The sequence below is a fragment of the Streptomyces sp. Je 1-79 genome (assembly GCF_025195125.1).
Lineage (GTDB): Bacteria > Actinomycetota > Actinomycetes > Streptomycetales > Streptomycetaceae > Streptomyces.
In genome coordinates this window covers 388,064-409,260 of record NZ_JAMGSL010000006.1, presented here as the reverse complement: position 1 = coordinate 409,260, position 21,197 = coordinate 388,064, and the positions used below count along the sequence as shown (strand labels likewise).

Sequence of the window (21,197 nt, the reverse complement as noted above, 5' to 3'; positions counted from 1 at the left end):
GGTGTCCGCGCGGCGTTGACGGATCTGGCCGGGGTGTCCGCGCGCCGGCGAGGGTGCCTTACGGCCGCCGGTTCGGGGGGTCGTAGGGCCAGACGGCTCAGAACCAGGTGAACATCGGGCACAGCGGCCTCCACGCGCCTACATTGGAGCTGAAGGCCAGCCCACGCGCCGCCTGGAGCCAGAGATGCCGGTCACCGCTCCACCAGAAGAGGATCTCGACGTCCTGCGCCGGCAGGACCCTGAGATCGCCGACGTGCTGCTCGGAGAGGCGCGCAGGCAGGCCGACAGTCTGCAGCTGATCGCCGCCGAGAACTTCACCTCGCCCGCCGTCCTCGCCGCCCTCGGCTCCCCGCTCGCCAACAAGTACGCCGAGGGGTACCCCGGCGCCCGCCATCACGGCGGCTGCGAGTTCGCCGACGCCGCCGAGCGGATCGCCGTCGAGCGGGCCACCGCGCTCTTCGGAGCCGAGCACGCGAACGTGCAGTCCCACTCGGGCTCCTCGGCCGTCCTGGCGGCCTACGCGGCCCTCCTGAGGCCCGGGGACACCGTCCTGGCCATGGGCCTCGCCCACGGCGGCCACCTCACGCACGGCTCGCCCGCCAACTTCTCCGGCCGCTGGTTCGACTTCGTCCCGTACGGCGTCGACGCCGAGACCGGGCTCGTCGACTACGAGCAGGTCGCCGCCCTCGCCCGCCACCACCGCCCCAAGGCGATCGTCTGCGGCTCCATCTCCTACCCGCGCCACATCGACTACGCGATCTTCCGCGAGATCGCCGACGAGGTCGGCGCCTATCTCATCGCCGACGCCGCCCACCCCATCGGCCTCGTCGCCGGGGGAGCGGCCCCCAGCCCCGTCCCGTACGCCGATGTGGTCTGCGCCACCACCCACAAGGTCCTCCGGGGCCCCCGCGGCGGGATGATCCTCTGCGGCGCCGAACTCGCCGACCGCGTCGACCGGGCAGTCTTCCCGTTCAGCCAGGGCGGCGCGCAGATGCACACCATCGCCGCCAAGGCCGTCGCCTTCGGCGAGGCGTCGACCCCCGCCTTCACCACGTACGCGCATCAGGTCGTCGCGCACGCCCGGGTCCTCGCCGACGCGCTCTCCGCGGAGGGCTTCGCGCTCACCACCGGCGGCACCGACACCCACCTCATCACCGTCGACCCCGCGCCCCTCGGCGTCGACGGCCGCACCGCGCGCTCGCGCCTCGCCGCCGCCGGGATGGTCCTCGACACCTGTGCCCTTCCGTACGGCGACGGACGTGGCATTCGTCTCGGAACCGCCGCCCTCACCACCCAGGGGATGGGCTCCCGGGAGATGGCCCGGATCGCCGCGTTGTTCACGATCGCGCTACGGGACGAACCGGAGGAGACGGCCCGGGTACGCGCGGAAGTACGGGAGCTGGCCGGGCGATTTCCCCCGTATGGCAGGTGATCGGGCGCCGAGCGCAACCATCCGGCGGGGCCGGATGTCCTCAAGCACATGGACAGCACGGCTAGGGTGTGGGGCTGAGATGGCCAGCGATTCCTGTGGGGCAGCCCGTGCGTGATTACCTGCTGACGCTCTGTGTCACGGCTGCGGTGACCTATCTGCTCACCGGTCCGGTGCGGAAGTTCGCCATCGCGACCGGGGCGATGCCGGAGATCCGTGCCCGAGACGTACACCGAGAACCGACTCCGCGGCTCGGTGGCATCGCCATGTTCTTCGGGCTGTGCACCGGTCTGCTCGTCGCCGACCACCTGCAGAACCTCAACAGCGTCTTCGAGCTCTCCAACGAGCCGCGCGCGCTGCTCTCCGGTGCCGCGCTGATCTGGCTGATCGGTGTCCTCGACGACAAGTTCGAGCTGGACGCGCTGATCAAGCTCGGCGCGCAGATGATCTCCGCCGGTGTGATGGTGATGCAGGGTCTGACGATCCTGTGGCTGCCGATCCCCGGTGTCGGGACGGTCGCGCTGACCAAGGGGCAGGGCACGCTGCTGACCGTGGCCCTGGTGGTCCTGACCATCAACGCGGTGAACTTCGTCGACGGCCTCGACGGACTGGCCGCCGGCATGGTCTGCATCGCCGCCGCGGCCTTCTTCCTGTACGGGTACCGCCTCTGGTACGGCTACACGATCGAGGCCGCCGCTCCCGCGACGCTCTTCGCCGCGATCCTCATGGGCATGTGCCTGGGCTTCCTGCCGCACAACATGCATCCGGCCAGGATCTTCATGGGCGACTCGGGCTCGATGCTGATCGGTCTGATCCTGGCCGCCTCGGCGATCTCGATCACCGGCCAGGTCGACCCGGACGTCCTGAAGCTCTTCGAGGGCTCGACCCGTGAGGCCACCCACGCCGCCCTGCCGGTCTTCATCCCGCTCGTCCTGCCGCTGACGATCATCGCGATCCCCATGGCCGACCTCGTCCTGGCCATCGTGCGCCGTACCTGGAACGGTCAGTCGCCGTTCGCCGCCGACCGCGGGCATCTGCACCACCGGCTCCTGGAGATCGGACACTCGCACAGCCGGGCCGTCCTGATCATGTACTTCTGGTCGGCGCTGATCGCCTTCGGGACGCTCGCGTACTCGGTGCACTCGACGTCGATGTGGATCGTCCTCGTGGTGGTCTTCCTGAGCGCGATCGGTCTGGTGCTGCTCCTGCTGCCGCGCTTCACGCCGCGCACCCCGCGCTGGGCCGAGTCCTTCGTGCCGCCGCGCTACCGGCGGCGCAGGGCCGGGCGGTCCGCGGCCCGGGCGGACGCCGGTCCGGATGCCGTCGCGGTCGCCACAGCCGTCGGAGAGCCCGCGGAGGAGCGCGTTCCGGTGCCGGCGGGGGTCAACGGCGCCACCGCCATCGGCCACCGTTCGCGCTTCACCGACCGGCGGAAGGCCGGAACGCCGAGTTGACGAATGTCATATTCGGCCGCACTACCAGACAAAACCACCCCGTGTCCTGCACACACGCGCGCGGTAACTCTCATGTGTGACAGTCAGCACACCGTGAGGGTAAAGACCTATTCAAATAGTTTGTGATACCGTTCACGAGACCCGGCGACAGAGCCGAAAGACCGTAGTGCGACGGTCCGTTGGCCCCGAGACACACCTCGGACCGGGCTTACGCTCGTCCCTGACGACACCATCGCCCCCACCAGCAACAGCGGAGACACCGCCATGCCGTCCAACGACGCACGCATCCTTCTGTCAGCTGCCATTCCGACTGCTGCCACCGGCGCGATCGCCGCGGTCATCAGTGGCGTGGTCGCCGGCGGCAAGGGCGCGATCGGCGCTGTCATCGGCTGCGCGGTCGTGATCGCCTTCATGGGGATCGGGCTCGTGGTGCTCCAGCGGACGGCCAAGTCGTACCCGCACCTGTTCCAGGCGATGGGTCTCCTGCTCTACACCACCCAGCTGCTGCTTCTCTTCGTCCTGATGCTGTTGCTGAAGAACACGACGTTCTTCGACTTCAAGGCCTTCGCCTTCACCCTGCTCGCGTCGACCCTCGTCTGGATCGCCGCGCAGGCACGCGCTTACATGAAGGCCAAGATCATGTACATCGACGACCCCAAGAAGCCGGGGTCGTCGACGTGAGGGGTAGGGCCGGGATAAAGGCGCATTCGGCTTCCTGCTATCGTCCGGTGCCAACTGCGGCACTGCGGGCGCGGGCATCCGAGCTGACGCCTGTCCCAGCGCGAGGCTCGAAGCCGAACCGCCGCCCCCTTATCCGTAAGACCAGTCCAGTGCCGACCCGCGGCTGCGTGCCGCGCCGACACAACGAGGTTGCCGTACCTATGCGCCACGCTGAAGGAGCCCGCGGTGAGTGCTGACCAGACGCTTGCCTTCGACCCGGATTGCCACATCTTCAGTGGATGCGGCTTCCCGGCGCCGGGCCTGCACACGTTCATGTACGAGCCCATCACCACGGTGGGAGGCATCGACATCACCAAGCCGATGCTGCTCGCCCTCCTGGGCTCCATCGTGGTCGTCGGGTTCTTCTGGGCCGCCTTCAACAAGCCCAAGCTGATCCCCGGCAAGATGCAGATGGTCGGCGAGGCCGGTTACGACTTCGTCCGCCGCGGCATCGTCTACGAGATCATCGGCAAGAAGGACGGCGAGAAGTACGTCCCCTTCATGGTGTCGCTGTTCTTCTTCGTCTGGATCATGAACCTCTGGTCGATCATTCCGCTCGCCCAGTTCCCGGTCACCTCGCTGATCGCCTTCCCGGCCGGTCTCGCGCTGATCGTGTACGTCATGTGGATCTCGCTGACCTTCAAGAAGCACGGCTTCGTCGGCGGCTGGAAGAACATCGTCGGTTACGACAAGTCCCTCGGCGCGATCCTCCCGATGGTCGTCGTCCTCGAGTTCTTCTCGAACCTCATCATCCGGCCCTTCACGCACGCGGTCCGACTGTTCGCGAACATGTTCGCCGGTCACCTGCTGATCGTGATGTTCTCGCTGGCCACCTGGTACCTCATGAACGGCCTGGGCTTCGTCTACGCCGGCGCCTCGTTCGTGATGGTCCTCGTGATGACGGCCTTCGAGCTCTTCATCCAGGCCGTCCAGGCGTACGTCTTCGTCCTCCTGGCCTGCAGCTACGTCCAGGGCGCGCTCGCCGAGCACCACTGAGCCACTCCCGCCCGGGATTAGCTACACCCCCAATCCAACAGTCGTCCGGTGGCCAACCCCCACCGGGTCATTGAAAGAGAAGGAAGTAACGGCATGTCCGCTGCTCTCGACATGGTCAACCTCGCGGCCTCCGCCAAGGAGAACGTCGTCGGCAACGTCGCCTCGATCGGCTACGGCCTCGCCGCGATCGGCCCCGGCGTCGGCGTCGGCATCATCTTCGGTAACGGTACGCAGGCGCTCGCCCGCCAGCCCGAGGCCGCCGGTCTGATCCGCACCAACCAGATCATGGGCTTCGCCTTCTGTGAGGCGCTCGCCCTCATCGGCATCGTCATGGGCTTCGTCTACCAGTAAATCGGACCGACAGCCCACACCTTTTTACGGAAGGCACTGATGTGAACGCTCTGCTTCTTGCGGCGGAGGAGCCCCAGCCTCCTCTGATCCCGCATCTTGACGAGCTCGTCATCGGCCTGATCGCCTTCGTCATCGTCTTCGGCTTCCTCGCCAAGAAGCTCCTCCCGAACATCAACAAGGTTCTGGACGAGCGCCGGCAGGCCATCGAGGGTGGCATCGAGAAGGCCGAGTCGGCCCAGATCGAGGCCCAGAGTGTGCTGGAGCAGTACAAGGCCCAGCTCGCCGAGGCCCGCCATGAGGCCGCGCGTCTTCGCCAGGAGGCGACGGAGCAGGGCACCGCGATCATCCAGGAGATGAAGGCGGAAGGCCAGCGCCAGCGCGAGGAGATCATCGCGGCCGGCCACACGCAGATCGAGGCCGACCGCAAGGCCGCGGCGACCTCGCTGCGCCAGGACGTGGGCAAGCTCGCCACCGACCTGGCCGGCAAGCTGGTCGGCGAGTCCCTCGAGGACCACGCCCGCCAGAGCCGCACGATCGACCGCTTCCTCGATGAGCTCGAGGAGAAGGCCGAGGCCGTCCGATGAACGGAGCGAGCCGCGAGGCACTGGCCGCCGCACGTGAGTCCCTCGACGCGCTGACCGACAACACCTCGGTCGACGCCGCGAAGCTCGCGGGCGAGCTGGCCGCAGTCACCGCGCTGCTCGACCGCGAGGTGTCGCTGCGTCGGGTCCTGACCGACCCGGCGCAGGCGGGCGAGGCCAAGGCCGAGCTCGCCGGGCGACTGCTCGGCGGTCAGGTGGGCGGGGAGACCGTCGACCTGGTGTCCGGCATGGTGCGTTCCCGCTGGTCGCAGTCGCGTGACCTGGTCGACTCGGCCGAGGAGCTGGCGAACACCGCCGACCTCACCGCGGCGCAGCAGGCCGGCGCACTGGACGACGTCGAGGACGAGCTGTTCCGGTTCGCCCGGATCGTCTCCTCCAGCACCGAGCTGCGCTCGGCGCTGACGGACAAGGCCGCCACGACCTCCGCCAAGAGCGAGCTGCTGCGCAGCCTGCTCGGCGGCAAGGCCAACGCGGTCACCGAGCGTCTGGTCGTCCGTCTCGTGACCCAGCCCCGGGGACGTAGCCTGGAAGCGGGACTCGAGTCCCTCTCCAAGCTCGCCGCGGCGCGCCGGGACCGGATGGTCGCCGTCGTGACCACGGCGGTGCCGCTGACCGATCAGCAGAAGCAGCGCCTCGGTGCCGTCCTGGCCAAGCTGTACGGCCGCCAGATGCACCTGAACCTGGACGTGGACCCGGCGGTCCTCGGCGGGATCTCGGTGCAGGTCGGCGACGAGGTCATCAACGGGACCATCGCCGAGCGCCTCGGCGAGGCGTCCCGGCGACTGGCCGGCTGACGTCAGCCATCAACTGAACACAGCATCACCAGCGGCCCGGTTGGGCCGTGCAGAGATTGCAGAAGATTCCTGGGGGTCGGCCCCCAGACCCCCAAGAAAACTTCGGGCCCAACAAGGAGAGCAGGGAACCCAGATGGCGGAGCTCACGATCCGGCCGGAGGAGATCCGGGATGCGCTGGAGACCTTTGTCCAGTCGTACCAGCCGGACGCGGCCTCGCGCGAGGAGGTCGGAACGGTCAGCCTGGCCGGCGACGGCATCGCCAAGGTGGAGGGTCTTCCCTCGGCCATGGCGAACGAGCTGCTGAAGTTCGAGGACGGCACCCTCGGTCTCGCCCTCAACCTCGAGGAGCGCGAGATCGGTGCGATCGTCCTCGGCGAGTTCAGCGGTATCGAGGAGGGCCAGCCGGTGCAGCGCACCGGTGAGGTTCTCTCCGTAGGTGTCGGCGAGGGCTACCTCGGCCGCGTCGTCGACCCGCTCGGCAACCCGATCGACGGCCTCGGCGAGATCGCGACCGAGGGCCGCCGCGCCCTCGAGCTGCAGGCCCCGGGCGTCATGGCCCGTAAGTCGGTGCACGAGCCGATGGAGACCGGCTACAAGGCCGTCGACGCCATGACGCCGGTCGGCCGTGGCCAGCGTCAGCTGATCATCGGCGACCGTCAGACCGGCAAGACCGCGCTGTGTGTCGACACGATCATCAACCAGCGTGACAACTGGCGCTCGGGCGACGTGAACAAGCAGGTCCGCTGCATCTACGTCGCCGTCGGCCAGAAGGGCTCGACCATCGCGTCCGTTCGCGGCGCCCTGGAAGAGGCCGGCGCGCTCGAGTACACGACGATCGTCGCCGCCCCGGCGTCCGACCCGGCCGGCTTCAAGTACCTGGCGCCGTACACCGGCTCCGCCATCGGTCAGCACTGGATGTACCAGGGCAAGCACGTCCTGATCGTCTTCGACGACCTGTCGAAGCAGGCCGATGCCTACCGCGCCGTGTCGCTGCTGCTGCGCCGCCCGCCGGGCCGTGAGGCCTACCCGGGTGACGTCTTCTACCTGCACTCGCGTCTGCTCGAGCGCTGCGCCAAGCTCTCGGACGAGCTGGGTGCCGGCTCGATGACCGGTCTGCCGATCGTCGAGACGAAGGCCAACGACGTCTCGGCGTTCATCCCGACCAACGTCATCTCCATTACCGACGGCCAGTGCTTCCTGGAGTCCGACCTGTTCAACGCCGGCCAGCGCCCGGCCCTGAACGTCGGTATCTCGGTCTCCCGTGTCGGTGGCTCCGCCCAGCACAAGGCGATGAAGCAGATCTCCGGTCGCCTCCGTGTCGACCTCGCCCAGTTCCGTGAGCTGGAGGCGTTCGCCGCCTTCGGTTCCGACCTGGACGCGGCCTCGAAGGCGCAGCTGGAGCGCGGTCAGCGCATGGTCGAGCTGCTCAAGCAGGCTCAGTACCAGCCGATGCCCACCGAGAACCAGGTCGTCTCCGTCTGGGCCGGCACCACCGGCAAGATGGACGATGTCCCGGTCGCAGACATCCGCCGCTTCGAGGCCGAGATGCTGGCGTACCTGCGCCAGAGCCACTCGGGTCTCATGACCTCCATCCGTGAGGGCGGCAAGATGTCGGACGACACCCTGCAGTCCGTGGCCGACGCCATCGCGGAGTTCAAGAAGCAGTTCGAGACCTCTGACGGGAAGCTGCTGGGCGACGACGCTTCCGCTGCCGTCAACGTCTCGAAGTGACGACGGAAGGGACCTGACTCATGGGAGCGCAGCTCCGGGTCTACAAGCGTCGCATCAAATCCGTCACCGCGACGAAGAAGATCACCAAGGCGATGGAGATGATCGCCGCCTCGCGCGTCGTCAAGGCGCAGCGCAAGGTGCAGTCGTCGACCCCGTACGCGATCGAGCTGACCCGCGCGGTCACCGCGGTCGCCACGGGTGCCAACGACAAGCACCCGCTGACCACCGAGGTGGAGAACCCGACCCGTGCCGCGGTCCTGCTCCTTTCGAGCGACCGCGGTCTGGCCGGCGCCTTCAACTCCAACGCCATCAAGGCGGCGGAGGCTCTGACGAGGAAGCTGGAGAGCGAGGGGCGCGAGGTCGACATCTACGTCGTCGGCCGCCGTGGTATCTCGCACTACAACTTCCGTGAGCGCAAGCTGGCCGACTCGTGGACCGGCTTCACGGATCAGCCGGAGTACGCGGACGCCAAGAAGATCGCGGCTCCGCTGATCGAGGCGATCGAGAAGGACACGGCCGAGGGTGGTGTGGACGAGCTCCACATCGTCTACACCGAGTTCATCTCGATGATGACGCAGACGGCGGTCGAGGCCCGGCTGCTGCCCCTCAGCCTCGACGAGGTGGCGAAGGAGGCGGGCGAGCAGGACACGCTCCGTCCGCTGTACGACTTCGAGCCGTCGGCGGAGGACGTCCTCGACGCCCTTCTGCCGCGCTACGTCGAAAGCCGTATCTACAACGCGCTGCTCCAGTCGGCTGCCTCCAAGCACGCCGCCACGCGCCGTGCGATGAAGTCGGCGACCGACAACGCGGGAGACTTGATCAACAACCTCTCCCGACTTGCCAACGCGGCCCGCCAGGCCGAAATCACCCAGGAAATCAGCGAGATCGTCGGTGGCACCGCAGCCCTGGCCGACGCGACCGCGGGGAGTGACAAGTAATGACGACCACTGTTGAGACGGCCGCCGCCACGGGCCGCGTCGCCCGGGTCATCGGCCCGGTCGTCGACGTGGAGTTCCCCGTCGACGCGATGCCGGAGATCTACAACGCGCTGAACGTCGAGGTTCCGGACCCGGCCGAGGAGGGCGCGACCAAGACGCTGACCCTCGAGGTCGCCCAGCACCTCGGTGACGGCATCGTCCGCACCATCTCCATGCAGCCCACCGACGGCCTGGTCCGCCAGGCCCCCGTGGTGGACACCGGCGCCGGCATCACGGTGCCGGTCGGCGATGTCACCAAGGGCCGCGTGTTCAACACGCTCGGTCAGGTGCTGAACGACGACGCCTCCACCGTCGCCGACGCCCCGCGCTGGACGATCCACCGCAAGGCCCCGGCGTTCGACCAGCTCGAGTCGAAGACCGAGATGTTCGAGACCGGCCTGAAGGTCGTCGACCTTCTCACCCCGTACGTCAAGGGTGGAAAGATCGGTCTGTTCGGTGGTGCCGGTGTCGGCAAGACCGTTCTGATCCAGGAAATGATCGTCCGTGTGGCCAAGCTGCACGACGGTGTGTCGGTCTTCGCGGGCGTCGGCGAGCGCACCCGTGAGGGCAACGACCTCATGGTGGAGATGGAGGAGGCCGGCGTTCTGGACAAGACCGCGCTGGTCTTCGGCCAGATGGACGAGCCCCCGGGCACCCGTCTGCGCGTGGCCCTCGCCGGTCTGACCATGGCGGAGTACTTCCGCGATGTGCAGAAGCAGGACGTGCTGTTCTTCATCGACAACATCTTCCGCTTCACGCAGGCCGGCTCCGAGGTCTCGACCCTGCTCGGCCGTATGCCCTCCGCCGTGGGTTACCAGCCGAACCTGGCCGACGAGATGGGTCTCCTCCAGGAGCGCATCACCTCGACCCGTGGTCACTCGATCACCTCGATGCAGGCGATCTACGTCCCCGCGGACGACCTGACCGACCCGGCTCCGGCCACCACCTTCGCCCACCTCGACGCGACGACGGTTCTCTCCCGTCCGATCTCCGAGAAGGGCATCTACCCGGCCGTGGACCCGCTGGACTCCACGTCCCGGATCCTGGACCCGCGCTACATCGCGCAGGACCACTACGACGCCGCCATGCGCGTCAAGGGCATCCTGCAGAAGTACAAGGACCTCCAGGACATCATCGCGATTCTCGGTATCGACGAGCTGAGCGAGGAGGACAAGCTCGTTGTCCACCGCGCCCGCCGTGTCGAGCGATTCCTGTCCCAGAACACCCACGCGGCGAAGCAGTTCACCGGTGTGGACGGTTCGGACGTTCCGCTCGACGAGTCGATCGCCGCGTTCAACGCGATCTGCGACGGTGAGTACGACCACTTCCCCGAGCAGGCCTTCTTCATGTGCGGTGGCGTCGAGGACCTCAGGAAGAACGCCAAGGAGCTTGGCGTCTCCTGAGCCCCGTGCTCTCGTGAGGGGGGCGGGCATGTCCCGCCCCCCTCGTCACGCCCATTAGAATTGACCCCAACACCCGGCACGACCGCCGGGTGGTGACCCGAGGAGCCACCCTTGGCTGCTGAGCTGCACGTCGAGCTGGTCGCCGCGGACCGGAGTGTCTGGTCCGGCGAGGCCACCCTGGTCATCGCACGTACCACCTCCGGCGACATCGGCGTCATGCCCGGCCACCAGCCGCTGCTCGGTGTGCTGGAGTCGGGCCCGGTGACCATCCGTACCAGCGAGGGCGAGACCGTCGTCGCCGCTGTGCACGGTGGATTCATCTCGTTCGCCGACGACAAGCTGTCTCTGCTCGCGGAGATCGCCGAGCTGGCGGACGAGATCGACGCCCAGCGCGCCGGGCGCGCGCTGGAGCGCGCCAAGTCGGAGTCGGACGCCGCCGCCGAGCGTCGCGCCGATGTCCGGTTGCGTGCGGTAGCGGTCCGCTAGCGGACCGCGCCGAGAGTTGTGCCCTCAGCCGCGGCACGGCTGGAACTATCCAGACCGTGTCGCGGCTGAGGCGATGCAGATGCAGGTTGTATTCGGTTACGCCGGCGACGCCGGTCACGGGACGCAGCGAGGAGGTCGGTGAAGATGTTCCTCGCTCTGCTCCTGAGCGGCCTGGTCGTCGCACTGGTGGTGATCGGGCTCTTCGTCTTCGGCTTGCGCCGCAGGCTGATCCAGCGTGCCGGCGGCACCTTCGACTGTTCGCTGCGCTGGGACGTCCCCGAGGAGCCGGACCTTTCCGGCAAGGGCTGGGTGTACGGCGTCGCGCGGTACAGCGGTGACGAGATCGCCTGGTTCCGCGTCTTCTCGTACGCGCCCCGCCCCCGCCGTGTCCTGGAGCGCTCGGCCATCGAGGTCCTGGAGCGCCGGATGCCCGAGGGCGAGGAGGAGCTCGCGCTGCTCTCCGACGCCGTGATCCAGGGCTGTATGCACCGGGGGACCCGGCTGGAGCTGGCGATGAGCCAGGACGCGCTGACCGGTTTCCTCGCCTGGCTGGAGGCGGCACCGCCCGGCCAGCGAGTGAATGTGGCCTGATTGGCCCCTCGCTGGATGGGGGTCCCCCCGGACGAAGTCTGGGGGAGGGTGAATGTGGCCTGATATACGGAACGAATAACGGCGGGGACGGTGTGCTGCACCGTCCCCGCCGCGTTTTCCGGGCCCGCTGTCAGTTCAGGCCGCTGTTGATGGCGCCGACCAGCTCGCCGTTGCTGGTGTCACCGCTGAACTCCCAGAAGAACGCGCCGCCCAGGCCCTGGTTCTTCGCCCAGCTCATCTTGGACGTGACCGTGGCCGGGGTGTCGTAGCTCCACCAGTTGGAGCCGCAGTGCGCGTACGCCGTACCGGCGATGGTGCCTGTGGCCGGGCAGGAGTTCTTCAGGACCTTGTAGTCCTCGATGCCCTGCTCGTACGTGCCGGCCGCCGGGCCCGTCGCCGTGCCGCCGGGGGCGGACTGGGTGACGCCGGTCCAGCCGCGGCCGTAGAAGCCGATGCCGAGCAGCAGCTTGCTCGCCGGGACGCCCTTCGCCTTGAACTTGGCGATCGCCTCGGCGGAGTTGAAGCCCGCCTGCGGGATGCCGGCGTAAGAGGTGAGCGGGGAGTGCGGGGCCGTCGGGCCCTGTGCCGCCCAGGCGCCGAAGAAGTCGTACGTCATCACGTTGAACCAGTTCATGTACTGCGCGGCGCCCGCGTAGTCGGCGGCGTCGATCTTGCCGCCGGAGGACGCGTCGGCCGTGACGGCCGCGGTGACCAGGTTGTTGCTGCCGAACTTGGCGCGCATGGCCTGCATCATGTTCTTGAAGGAGGCCGGGCCGCTGGTGTCGCAGGACAGACCACAGGCGTTCGGGTACTCCCAGTCCAGGTCGATGCCGTCGAAGACGTCGGCCCAGCGCGGGTCCTCCACCAGGTCGTAGCAGGACTGCGCGAAGGCGGTCGGGTTCTGCACGGCCTGGCCGAAGCCGCCGGACCAGGTCCAGCCGCCGAACGACCAGAGCACCTTGATGTGCGGGTACTGGGCCTTGAGCTTGCGCAGCTGGTTGAAGTTGCCGCGCAGCGGCTGGTCCCAGGTGTCGGCCTTGCCGTCGACGGACTGGTCGGCGGTGTAGGCCTTGTCGTAGTCGGCGTAGGCGTCGCCGATGGTGCACTTGCCGCCCTGGACGTTGCCGAAGGCGTAGTTGATGTGCGTGATCTTGGCCGCGGAGCCCGACGTCACGAGGTTCTTGACGTGGTAGTTGCGGCCGTAGACGCCCCAGTTGGTGAAGTAGCCGAGCTTCACGGTCGAGCCCGGCTGGGGGCCGCCGCCACCGCCCGTGGTGCGGACGCTCGCGGCGCCGCTGGCGGGGCCGGTCTGGTCGACGGTGTCGCGGGCGACGACCGTGTAGCTGTAGTCGGTGCCGGCGGTCAGACCGCTGTTCGTGTACGTCAGTCCGGTGACCGTGGCGATCGTGGCGCCGTCGCGCTTGACGTCGTAGTTCTTGACGCCCTTGTCGTCCGTCGCGGCGGTCCAGGTCAGCTTCACCGAGGTGTTGGTGATGTCGGAGGCGACGGGCGTGCCGGGGGCGGAGGGCGCGTTGTCACCGGGCTGGGTGGTGCCGTCGCAGGAGGCGCCGTTGATCTTGCAGCCGCTGGGGGCGCCGGCGCCGGAGCCGTTGAAGCCGAAGGAGACGGTGGCGCCGGGGGCGAGGGTCCCGTTCCAGCCGACGTTCTTGGCGGTCCAGTGGGTGCCTGAGCTGGTGACGGTCGCGTCCCAGGCGGAGGTGACGGCGGTGCCGGTGGGGTAGTCCCACTCGACGGTCCAGGAGGAGAGCGTGGTGGTGCCGGTGTTCTTCACCGTCCACTTGCCCTCGAAGCCGGAGCCCCAGTCGGAGACCTTGGTGTAGGTGGCGGTGGCCGCCGTGGCGGCTTCGGCGGGGGCTGCGAGGCCGACCATGGCGGCCAGGGGCAGGATCAGGGCGGTCAGACCGGCGGCGGCCCGGTGTCTGAACCCTGTTCTGCGCGTCGGTGCTTGAGTGCTCAACGGTGCTCCTCAAGTGTGCGGACGGACGAACGAGAGATGGGGGTGGTCCGTGAAGATGCGCGCGCCCCGCGAGCGTAGGAAGGTCTGGACCAATCGTCAAGAGGTCCAGACCAACGTCGGTGGCGGTCGCTCAGACCCCCAACTCCCGTGCCAGTACGGCCGCTTGAGCCCTGCTGCGTACACCCAGCTTGCCCAGGACCTTGCTGACGTGCGTCTTCACCGTCGCCTCCGCCATGTCGAGCCGGCCCGCCACCTCCGCGTTCGACAGCCCCTGGGCCAGCGCCGAGAGCACCTCGCGCTCCCGCGGCGTCAACGCGTCCAGTACGGACGGATCCGTCGCGCCCGGAGAACGCACCGGGCCGCGCGGGGAGGCGAACTCGGCGATCAGCCGCCGTGTCACGGCCGGCGCGATCAGGCCCTCCCCGCGCGCCACTGTCCGAACGGCCTCGATGAGGTCCTTCGCGTCGGCGTTCTTCAGCAGGAAGCCCGCCGCCCCGGCGCGCAGCGCCCCGAAGACGTACTCGTCCAGATCGAAGGTGGTCAGCACCAGCACATCGGCCAGCCCCTCGGACACCACGTGACCGGTCGCCGTCACCCCGTCCATCCGCGGCATCTGGACGTCCATCAGCACCACGTCCGGGCGCAGTTCCCGGGCCAGTTCCACCGCGCGCTCGCCGTCGGCCGCCTCGGCGACCACCTCGATGTCCGGCGCGCTGCCCAGGATCAGGACCAGCCCCGCCCGGACCGCGCTCTGATCCTCGGCCACGATCACGCGTACCATGCCGGCGGCTCCTTGTCGCTCGTACCGACGGGCAGGACAGCCCGCACCCGCCATTCTTTCCGCCCGTCGTCCGCCGTCACCGGACCGGACTCGAACTCCCCGTCCAGCAGTGCCACCCGCTCCCGCATCCCGACCAGACCCGCACCCGAACCCGGGGCGCGCGGACCGGGCTGCCCGCCGAGCGGACTGGTCACGCCGACGGCGAGGGCGCCGTCCTCGCGGCGCAGGCGGAGCTCCACCCGCACCTCGCCGGGGCCCGCGTGCTTGAGGGCGTTGGTCAGCGACTCCTGCACGATCCGGTACGCGGCGAGCTCGACCGGAGCCGGCAGGGCGCCCGCGCCCGGTGCCCGGCTGTCGTCGAGCGTGAACGTCAGCCCGCTCGTCTCCCCGTTCGTCGCCGCCTGGGCGACCAGCGCGTCCAGGCCGTCCAGGGTGGGTGCGGCCGCCGGCTCCGCGTCCCCGCTGCTGTCCCGCAGCAGCCCGATCAGCCGCCGCATCTCCGCGAGGCCCTCCACGCTGTTCTCCCGGATCACGGTCAGCGCCTGCCGGGTCGTTCCCGGATCGTCGAGCGAGAGCGCGGCGGTGGAGTGGATCGCGATGGCGGAGAGGTGGTTGGCGACCATGTCGTGCAGCTCCCGCGCCATCCGGGCGCGCTCGGCCACGACGGCCTGACTGCGGTCCATCTCGGCGAGCAGCGCGGTCTGCTCCGCGCGCAGGCGCGCGGCGTCGGCGGCCTGGCGGTGATTGCGGACGACGGCTCCGGTGACGGCGGGCAGGAACGAGACCATGCCGGTGATCAGGCCGACCACCAGGGCGATCGCGTTCTGCCACCAGACGAGGAAGCCGATCGTGACACCGATCGTGATCAGCCCGGTCGTGTACGGGATGCGCCGTGCAGCGGCGGGCTTCCCGTAGACCACGGCCGAGTAGACCAGGTCCGTGAACATCAGCGCGGTCACGAGGCTGCCGTAGGTGAACTGGTCGGCCACGAGGGCGACCGTGCCGACGGCCAGGGCGGTCTGCGGCATGGTGCGCCGCAGGGCCTCCATCGAGGCCATCACGACGAGCGGGATCAGGGTCGCCCACCGCGCGGTGATCAGCCGGTCGGTCTGGGTGTGCAGCCCGAAGGACCACATCAGCAGGCCGATGGCGAGGCCGCCGACGGCGATGAGCAGGTCGTCGCGGTGCGGTCGGGGGAGTGTCACGTCCCCATCCAACACGGCGGGCGGACTCCGGGCCTCGCCGTGCGGGCCGATCCGTCCCTCCGTCGAAGGATGTAGTCGTACTTCGTCATCGGCGACGACGTTCCGGGCGGAACGCCACGGGAGGCTGGAGGGGAACCGAGAGGGGAGTACCGCCGTGATCGTCCTGCTGATCGTGATCTGCGAAGTCGGATTCTGGGTGCTGCTGGCCGCCGGTCTCGCCGCCCGCTATCTGCTGAAGATGCCTCGGACGGGTCTCGCGCTGCTGCTGTGCGAGCCGCTCCTGGAGGTCCTGCTGCTCGTCGTCACGGCGATCGACCTCAAGAACGGGGCGGAACCGAGCTGGCGGCACGGCCTCGCGGCGGTGTACATCGGCTACACCGTCGGCCACGGCCACCGCACGGTGAAGTGGCTCGACGGCCATGCCGCCCACCGCTTCGGCGGCGCGCCGCCGCCCGCGAAGCCGCCGGCCTACGGCATGGCGCGCGCCCGCCACGAGGGCAGGGTCTGGCTGGGCTCGCTGACGGCGGCGGCCGTCGCGTCCGGACTGCTGCTGCTCGCGATCTGGTACGTGGGCGACGACGGGAACACGGAGTCCCTGCGGGGCTGGATCACCGTCGCCTGGCGGGCGGCGGGCATCCACGGCCTGATCGCGCTCAGCTACGCGATCTGGCCGAAGAAGGCCCCGGCCCCCGAAACGACCGAGACCTCCGACGGCGCCGACCGCGCGTCAGCGCTCTCCGCCCGGGACCCAGAGCACGTCCCCGACGGCCTTGTTCGCCGTCCTCGCCAGAATGAAGAGCAGGTCTGAGAGGCGGTTGAGGTAGGCCGCCGTCAGGGGGTTCATCGACTCCGCGTGGGCCTCCAGCGCCGCCCACGTGGAGCGCTCCGCCCGGCGGACCACCGTGCACGCCTGGTGCAGCAGGGCCGCACCGGGCGTGCCGCCCGGGAGGATGAAGGAGCGCAGCTTCTCCAGCTCCTCCAGGAAGCGGTCGCAGTCCGCCTCCAGCTTGTCGATGTACGACTGCTCGACCCGCAGCGGCGGGTACTTCGGGTCCTCGACCACCGGGGTGCAGAGGTCCGCGCCCACGTCGAACAGGTCGTTCTGGACGCGGACGAGGACCTTCACGACCTCCTCGTCGAGCTGGCCGAGGGCGATGGCCGTACCGATGACGGCATTGGCCTCGTTGGTGTCGGCGTACGCCGAGATCCGCAGATCGGTCTTGGCGGTCCGGCTCATGTCGCCCAGTGCGGTGGTGCCCTGGTCGCCGGTACGGGTGTAGATGCGCGTCAGATTGACCATGAGCCCAGCGTAGTTACGCTCCGGCCTTCCGGAACGTCCGTGTGCCGACCGTCACGGCGCGGCCACCAGGAGCTCTTCGGCGTGTACGCCACCATCGCCGCCCCCGTCGGCGTACGCCGTGCGGGCGTAGCCGGCCTGTCGTGAGTGTGACGTCCGTCAAACCGGGCGTGACGCGCATTACTTCACGGTCACATCACGCCTCACGCCCGCTAATCTCCGCCGGAGAGTCAGAAGTGAACAGGTGTTGAGGGGTGGAAGACGTGGCCAGGAAGCTCGCCGTCATCGGAGCCGGACTCATGGGGTCCGGAATCGCGCAGGTCTCTGCCCAGGCGGGCTGGGACGTCGTCCTGCGCGACGTCACCGACGCCGCACTGACCCGCGGCACCGATGGCATCAAGGCGTCGTACGACCGTTTCGTCGCCAAGGGCAAGCTGGACGCCGCCGACGCCGAGGCCGCCCTCGGCCGGATCACCGCCACCACCGAGCTCGAAGCCGTCGCCGACGCCGACATCGTCGTCGAGGCCGTCTTCGAGAAGCTCGAGGTCAAGCACGAGATCTTCCGCTCCCTCGACAAGGTCGCCAAGGACGGCGCGGTCCTCGCCTCCAACACCTCCGCCATCCCGATCACCAAGATCGCCGCGGTGACGGAGCGACCTGAGGCCGTCGTCGGCACCCACTTCTTCTCGCCGGTCCCGATGATGCAGCTCTGCGAGCTCGTCCGCGGCTACAAGACCAGCGACGCCACCCTCGCCGCCGCGCGGGAGTTCGCCGAGTCGGTCGGCAAGACCTGCATCGTCGTCAACCGCGACGTGGCGGGCTTCGTCACGACCCGCCTCATCTCCGCGCTGGTCGTCGAGGCCGCCAAGCTCTACGAGTCGGGCGTCGCCACCGCCGAGGACATCGACATCGCCTGCAAGCTGGGCTTCGGCCACGCCATGGGCCCCCTCGCCACCGCGGACCTCACCGGCATCGACATCCTGGTGAACGCCACGAGCAACATCTACACGGAGTCCCAGGACGAGAAGTTCGCACCGCCGGAGCTGATGCGCCGGATGGTGGACGCCGGTGACATCGGCCGCAAGAGCGGGCAGGGCTTCTACGAGCACTGATTTCCGGAAGCCGATCGGCTATCACCCCATGGGGTGAATTCGGTATCAGTTCGCTTACAAGGCGCAACGCTTCTGCGCCAACGACAGTCAGTTGATGCAAAGACGGAGCACTCCCGGGGAGCGCATATGCACATCAGGGGCGACCATGTCGAGCTGGTCGTCGGGGGCCGCCTCGACGTCCGGAGCGCGGCGGACGCCCGTACGGTCCTGCACTCGGCCGTCGACGACGGCGTCGGCGACCTCGTGCTCGACCTGACCGGTCTCGACTCCTGGGACGCGACCGGCCTCGGGGTCATCATGGGCGCGCACCGCCGGGCCGGCCGCTGCGGGCGGCGGCTCGTCCTGCGCGGTGTGCCGCCCCAGATGCAGCGCCTGCTCGTGGCGACCCGGCTGCACCGCATCCTCGCCATCGAGGGCGGCCTCGCCGCGGAGTCCCTGCCGCGCGTCTGACCCTCGGCGAGGACCGGCCCCGCGCGAGCGGGGGCGGGCACCGGCGCCCGGCGGTTGTGAAGCTGCTGTGCGAAACCGGCGTCCCGCCCCAATCCTCGACGGACCATGACGTCTTGGTCGGGTCAGCACCCCGACTGTTCCGGGATACTCCAAGAAGGTCTAGGGTTCGGTCGCCCGCCCATTGACGGACCCACCCGGCGGGCACCGGACCAGAAGCGACAGCGAGCGTGCAGATCGGCCGGAGGGGCTTCCGCACGCACCGCTTTTGGGGGGCTTTTACCATGGACCCGATGAACCGGGGGCCGGAAGACTACGGCCACGACACCGACGGCGACGACGTCCGGGACGGACGCGGCGGCCCCGCGTCCGAACGCGGACCGGCCACGCCCGCCCGCGTCCGCACCGCCCGCGTCGTCGCGGGCGACCTGCTGCTCACCGTCAACCCCGTCGACGGCAGCGAGATCGAGACCTGCCCGCCCGGGGAGCAGCCCGCGCCGTCGCGCCGCCGCACCGCCCAGGAGCGCGCCGAGGCGGCCCGCGCGGCCACCCCGCCCGTACCGCCCGGCCCCGCCGCCCCCCGGCTTCCGCTGCTCGAACGCCAGGAGGAGCACGAGCGGCTCGTCCAGCTCCTCGCCCGCGGCCGCTCCGTCCGGGTCACCGGCCCCGCCGGCTCCGGCCGCACCGCCCTCCTCGACGCCGTCGCCGACGACTGCGCCGACCTCGCGCCCGACGGTGTCGTACGCCTCTCCGGCCACCACCGGGCCCCCACCGAGCTGCTGTACGAACTCCTCACCGCCGTCCAGCACGCCCCCGACCACCGCCCGGACCGCCCGGCCCTGCTCGCACTGGTCCACGACATCGGCGCCGTCGTCGTCGTCGACGACCTGGAGTTCGGCGGCACGACGCTCGACGAGCTCCTCGCCGCGGCGCCCGAATGCGCCTTCCTGCTCGCCGCCACCCCCGACGTCCCGGCCCCCTCGGCCGACGCCCACCTCGAAGAGGTTCCGCTCACCGGCCTCGGCCGCGCCGCCTCCCTCGACCTCCTGGAGCGCGCCGTCGACCGGCCGCTCACCGACGACGAGGCGAACTGGGCAGGCGACCTCTGGTTCGAGTCCGAGGGCCTGCCGCTGCGCTTCGTCCAGGCCGGCGCCCTCCTCCGGCAGCGCGACCGGCTCCGGGTCACCCCGGCCGAGTTCGACGCGTTCGGAGCCCAGGAGGACACCGTCCCCGCGGAGTTCGACGCCTTCGGAGCCGTCGACGACGCCTTCGGCCCGGCCGCGGTGACACCCCCGGACCCGGCGGACCCGGCCGACGTCGAGCTGCGCGAGATACCGCTGCCCAGCCTCGGCGAGGGCGCGGCTCCCGCCGCCCTCCTCGCCTCCCGGCTCAGCCGTTCGGCCCAGGACACCCTGCGGTTCGCGGTCGCGCTCGGCGGCGAGATGCCGCACCAGGCCCACCTCCCCGCCCTCGTCGGCGACACCCACGCGGACGCCGCCCTCGGCGAGCTCATGGCCTGCGGACTGCTCACCCCGGTCGGCACCCGCTACCGGCTCGCCGCCGGGATCCTCACCCAGCTCGTCGCCCACGGCTACGACGAGGACGCCTCCGGCCGCGCCCACACCGTCGCCCAGCACTACGCCTGGTGGGCCGGACACCCGTCCGTCACCCCCGCCCGAGCGGTCGCCGAGGCCGACGCCGTACTCGCCGCCCTGGCCGCGCTCGTCCCCGGCTCGGACCCCGAACACCCCGCCACCGCCGTCCTGCTCGCCCGCAGCGCGGCCCCCGCCTTCGCCGCCGGGCTGCACTGGGGCGCCTGGGAGCGGGTGCTGCGCGCCGGCCAGGAGGCCGCCCGGCTGGCCGGCGAGGTCGCCGAAGAGGCGTACTTCCACCACGAGTTGGGCGTCCTCGCGCTCTGCGCCGGAAACCTGGAGCGGGCCCGCGCCGAACTGGAGGCGTCCGTCGGCATGCGCGGCGTGCTCGCCGACAAGCGCGGCACGGTCGCCGGCCGCCGGGCGCTCGCCCTGGTCGCCGACCGCAGCGGCGGGCCGCTGCACGGCGACGACGAGCCGCCCGCCGCGCGCCACGAGGAGTCCGTCTCCCCGCCGCGCGGCATCCCCAAGGCCCTCGCCCCGGCCGCCCCCCGCCCCGCCGCCACCGCCCCGACCTCGCCGATCCCGGCCTTCCCCGACTTCGCCGACGAGGGCCCGACGCTGATCACCCGCCCGGACACGCACCCGGGCGAGAGCGGTACGAAGCGGGGCGGCCCCTTCGCCGTCATCGCCGGGGCCCGCCGCAACCTCGTCGCGGTCGGTACGGGAGCGCTCCTGGTGGCCGTGCTCGGCACCGTCGTCACCATCGGCGCCACCTCGGGCGACGCCGACGACCCCGGCACCGGCCGGGTCACCTCCGACCGTACGGCCACCGAGGACAGCGGCGACGAGATCCTCGACGCGGAGGAGCCGCCGGCCGACGGCGAGACGGGCCGCCCCTCGGACAGCGCCTCGCCCACGCCGTCCGGCTCGGCGAGCTCGGGCACCCCTGGCACCTCGGGCACCCCGTCCACCCGGCCGTCCGGTACGCCGAGCGCGACGCCGACGCAGGGGACCCCGCCGCCGACGTCTCCGAGGCCGACGACGAGCCCGACGAGGACGACCTCGCCCAAGCCGACGCCGTCCACCACGCCGCCGACGCCGTCCACCACGCCGCCGACGACGCCCCCCACCACGCCGCCGACGACACCCCCCGTGGAGCCGCCGACGACCACCCAGGGTCAGGGCAGCCCCAGCAACACCGCCTCGGGCGACTCCGCCGGCCCGACCGGCACACCGGCCTGACACCG

20 protein-coding genes are annotated in these 21,197 nt (G+C 70.0%); 16 read left to right on the top strand and 4 right to left on the bottom strand.

The genetic code is table 11. The features are described 5' to 3' along the window. Positions 1-184 precede the first annotated feature (184 nt). The 12 genes from glyA (at position 185) to M5362_RS14725 (ending at position 11,535) form a co-directional block, all read left to right on the top strand. Positions 185-1,432 carry a serine hydroxymethyltransferase gene (gene glyA / locus M5362_RS14780; RefSeq protein ID WP_260227959.1) on the top strand — a complete coding sequence of 416 codons (1,248 nt, stop codon included), beginning with the start codon at positions 185-187 and terminating at the stop codon, positions 1,430-1,432. 107 nt (positions 1,433-1,539) lie between these two features. Further along, entirely contained in the window at positions 1,540-2,883 is a 1,344-nt protein-coding gene (locus M5362_RS14775) for an MraY family glycosyltransferase (RefSeq protein ID WP_260227958.1), read from the top strand. 264 nt (positions 2,884-3,147) lie between these two features. Next, a complete protein-coding gene (locus M5362_RS14770; RefSeq protein ID WP_260227957.1) occupies positions 3,148-3,564 on the top strand; it encodes a hypothetical protein in 417 nt (138 codons plus the stop codon). 225 nt (positions 3,565-3,789) lie between these two features. Continuing rightward, complete coding sequence (atpB, locus tag M5362_RS14765; RefSeq protein ID WP_260227956.1) at positions 3,790-4,599, top strand: F0F1 ATP synthase subunit A; 810 nt, start codon at positions 3,790-3,792, stop codon at positions 4,597-4,599. 93 nt (positions 4,600-4,692) lie between these two features. Further along, positions 4,693-4,950 (top strand): ATP synthase F0 subunit C, encoded by a 258-nt coding sequence (gene atpE, locus M5362_RS14760; RefSeq protein WP_158990502.1) that lies wholly within the window; start codon positions 4,693-4,695, stop codon positions 4,948-4,950. Between the two features lie 41 nt (positions 4,951-4,991). Continuing rightward, a complete protein-coding gene (locus tag M5362_RS14755; protein ID WP_260227955.1) occupies positions 4,992-5,534 on the top strand; it encodes a F0F1 ATP synthase subunit B in 543 nt (180 codons plus the stop codon). Continuing rightward, entirely contained in the window at positions 5,531-6,346 is an 816-nt protein-coding gene (locus M5362_RS14750; protein WP_260227954.1) for a F0F1 ATP synthase subunit delta, read from the top strand. Before M5362_RS14755 ends, M5362_RS14750 begins: the two co-directional genes overlap by 4 nt. Before the next feature lie 133 nt (positions 6,347-6,479). Continuing rightward, positions 6,480-8,078: a F0F1 ATP synthase subunit alpha gene (atpA, locus tag M5362_RS14745; protein WP_260227953.1), complete on the top strand. Its 1,599-nt coding sequence runs from the start codon at positions 6,480-6,482 to the stop codon at positions 8,076-8,078. A gap of 20 nt (positions 8,079-8,098) precedes the next feature. Continuing rightward, complete coding sequence (locus M5362_RS14740; protein ID WP_260227952.1) at positions 8,099-9,016, top strand: F0F1 ATP synthase subunit gamma; 918 nt, start codon at positions 8,099-8,101, stop codon at positions 9,014-9,016. Continuing rightward, entirely contained in the window at positions 9,016-10,458 is a 1,443-nt protein-coding gene (gene atpD / locus M5362_RS14735) for a F0F1 ATP synthase subunit beta (RefSeq protein WP_260227951.1), read from the top strand. Before M5362_RS14740 ends, atpD begins: the two co-directional genes overlap by 1 nt. Positions 10,459-10,569: 111 nt before the next feature. Then, positions 10,570-10,944 carry a F0F1 ATP synthase subunit epsilon gene (locus tag M5362_RS14730; protein WP_260227950.1) on the top strand — a complete coding sequence of 125 codons (375 nt, stop codon included), beginning with the start codon at positions 10,570-10,572 and terminating at the stop codon, positions 10,942-10,944. A 144-nt stretch (positions 10,945-11,088) separates the two neighbouring features. Continuing rightward, positions 11,089-11,535, top strand: a complete 447-nt coding sequence (locus tag M5362_RS14725) for a DUF2550 domain-containing protein (RefSeq protein ID WP_260227949.1) — start codon at positions 11,089-11,091, stop codon at positions 11,533-11,535. Positions 11,536-11,665: 130 nt separating this feature from the next. Here the strand turns inward: M5362_RS14725 and M5362_RS14720 are convergent, their stop codons facing one another. The 3 genes from M5362_RS14720 to M5362_RS14710 all read right to left on the bottom strand — a co-directional run bounded on the left by M5362_RS14720 (position 11,666) and on the right by M5362_RS14710 (position 15,499). Further along, complete coding sequence (locus M5362_RS14720) at positions 11,666-13,513, bottom strand: glycosyl hydrolase family 18 protein (protein WP_374214465.1); 1,848 nt, start codon at positions 13,511-13,513, stop codon at positions 11,666-11,668. Between the two features lie 130 nt (positions 13,514-13,643). Further along, complete coding sequence (locus M5362_RS14715; protein WP_260227948.1) at positions 13,644-14,294, bottom strand: response regulator transcription factor; 651 nt, start codon at positions 14,292-14,294, stop codon at positions 13,644-13,646. Beyond that, entirely contained in the window at positions 14,282-15,499 is a 1,218-nt protein-coding gene (locus M5362_RS14710) for a sensor histidine kinase (RefSeq protein WP_260227947.1), read from the bottom strand. Before M5362_RS14710 ends, M5362_RS14715 begins: the two co-directional genes overlap by 13 nt. Before the next feature lie 154 nt (positions 15,500-15,653). On the opposite strand from M5362_RS14710, the gene M5362_RS14705 reads away from it, so the two are divergent. Beyond that, on the top strand, positions 15,654-16,307 hold the full coding sequence (locus M5362_RS14705; RefSeq protein WP_260227946.1) for a hypothetical protein: 654 nt from the start codon (positions 15,654-15,656) through the stop codon (positions 16,305-16,307). Here M5362_RS14705 and M5362_RS14700 read toward each other — a convergent pair. Beyond that, positions 16,227-16,799, bottom strand: a complete 573-nt coding sequence (locus M5362_RS14700) for a cob(I)yrinic acid a,c-diamide adenosyltransferase (RefSeq protein WP_260227945.1) — start codon at positions 16,797-16,799, stop codon at positions 16,227-16,229. The genes M5362_RS14705 and M5362_RS14700 overlap by 81 nt on opposite strands. 260 nt (positions 16,800-17,059) lie before the next feature. Between M5362_RS14700 and M5362_RS14695 the strand changes: the two genes are divergently transcribed. The 3 genes from M5362_RS14695 (at position 17,060) to M5362_RS14685 (ending at position 21,192) form a co-directional block, all read left to right on the top strand. Then, positions 17,060-17,908, top strand: a complete 849-nt coding sequence (locus tag M5362_RS14695) for a 3-hydroxyacyl-CoA dehydrogenase family protein (RefSeq protein ID WP_260227944.1) — start codon at positions 17,060-17,062, stop codon at positions 17,906-17,908. A gap of 126 nt (positions 17,909-18,034) precedes the next feature. Continuing rightward, a complete protein-coding gene (locus M5362_RS14690) occupies positions 18,035-18,358 on the top strand; it encodes an STAS domain-containing protein (RefSeq protein WP_024761898.1) in 324 nt (107 codons plus the stop codon). Between the two features lie 281 nt (positions 18,359-18,639). After that, positions 18,640-21,192 (top strand): ATP-binding protein, encoded by a 2,553-nt coding sequence (locus tag M5362_RS14685; RefSeq protein WP_260227943.1) that lies wholly within the window; start codon positions 18,640-18,642, stop codon positions 21,190-21,192. Positions 21,193-21,197: the final 5 nt, after the last annotated feature.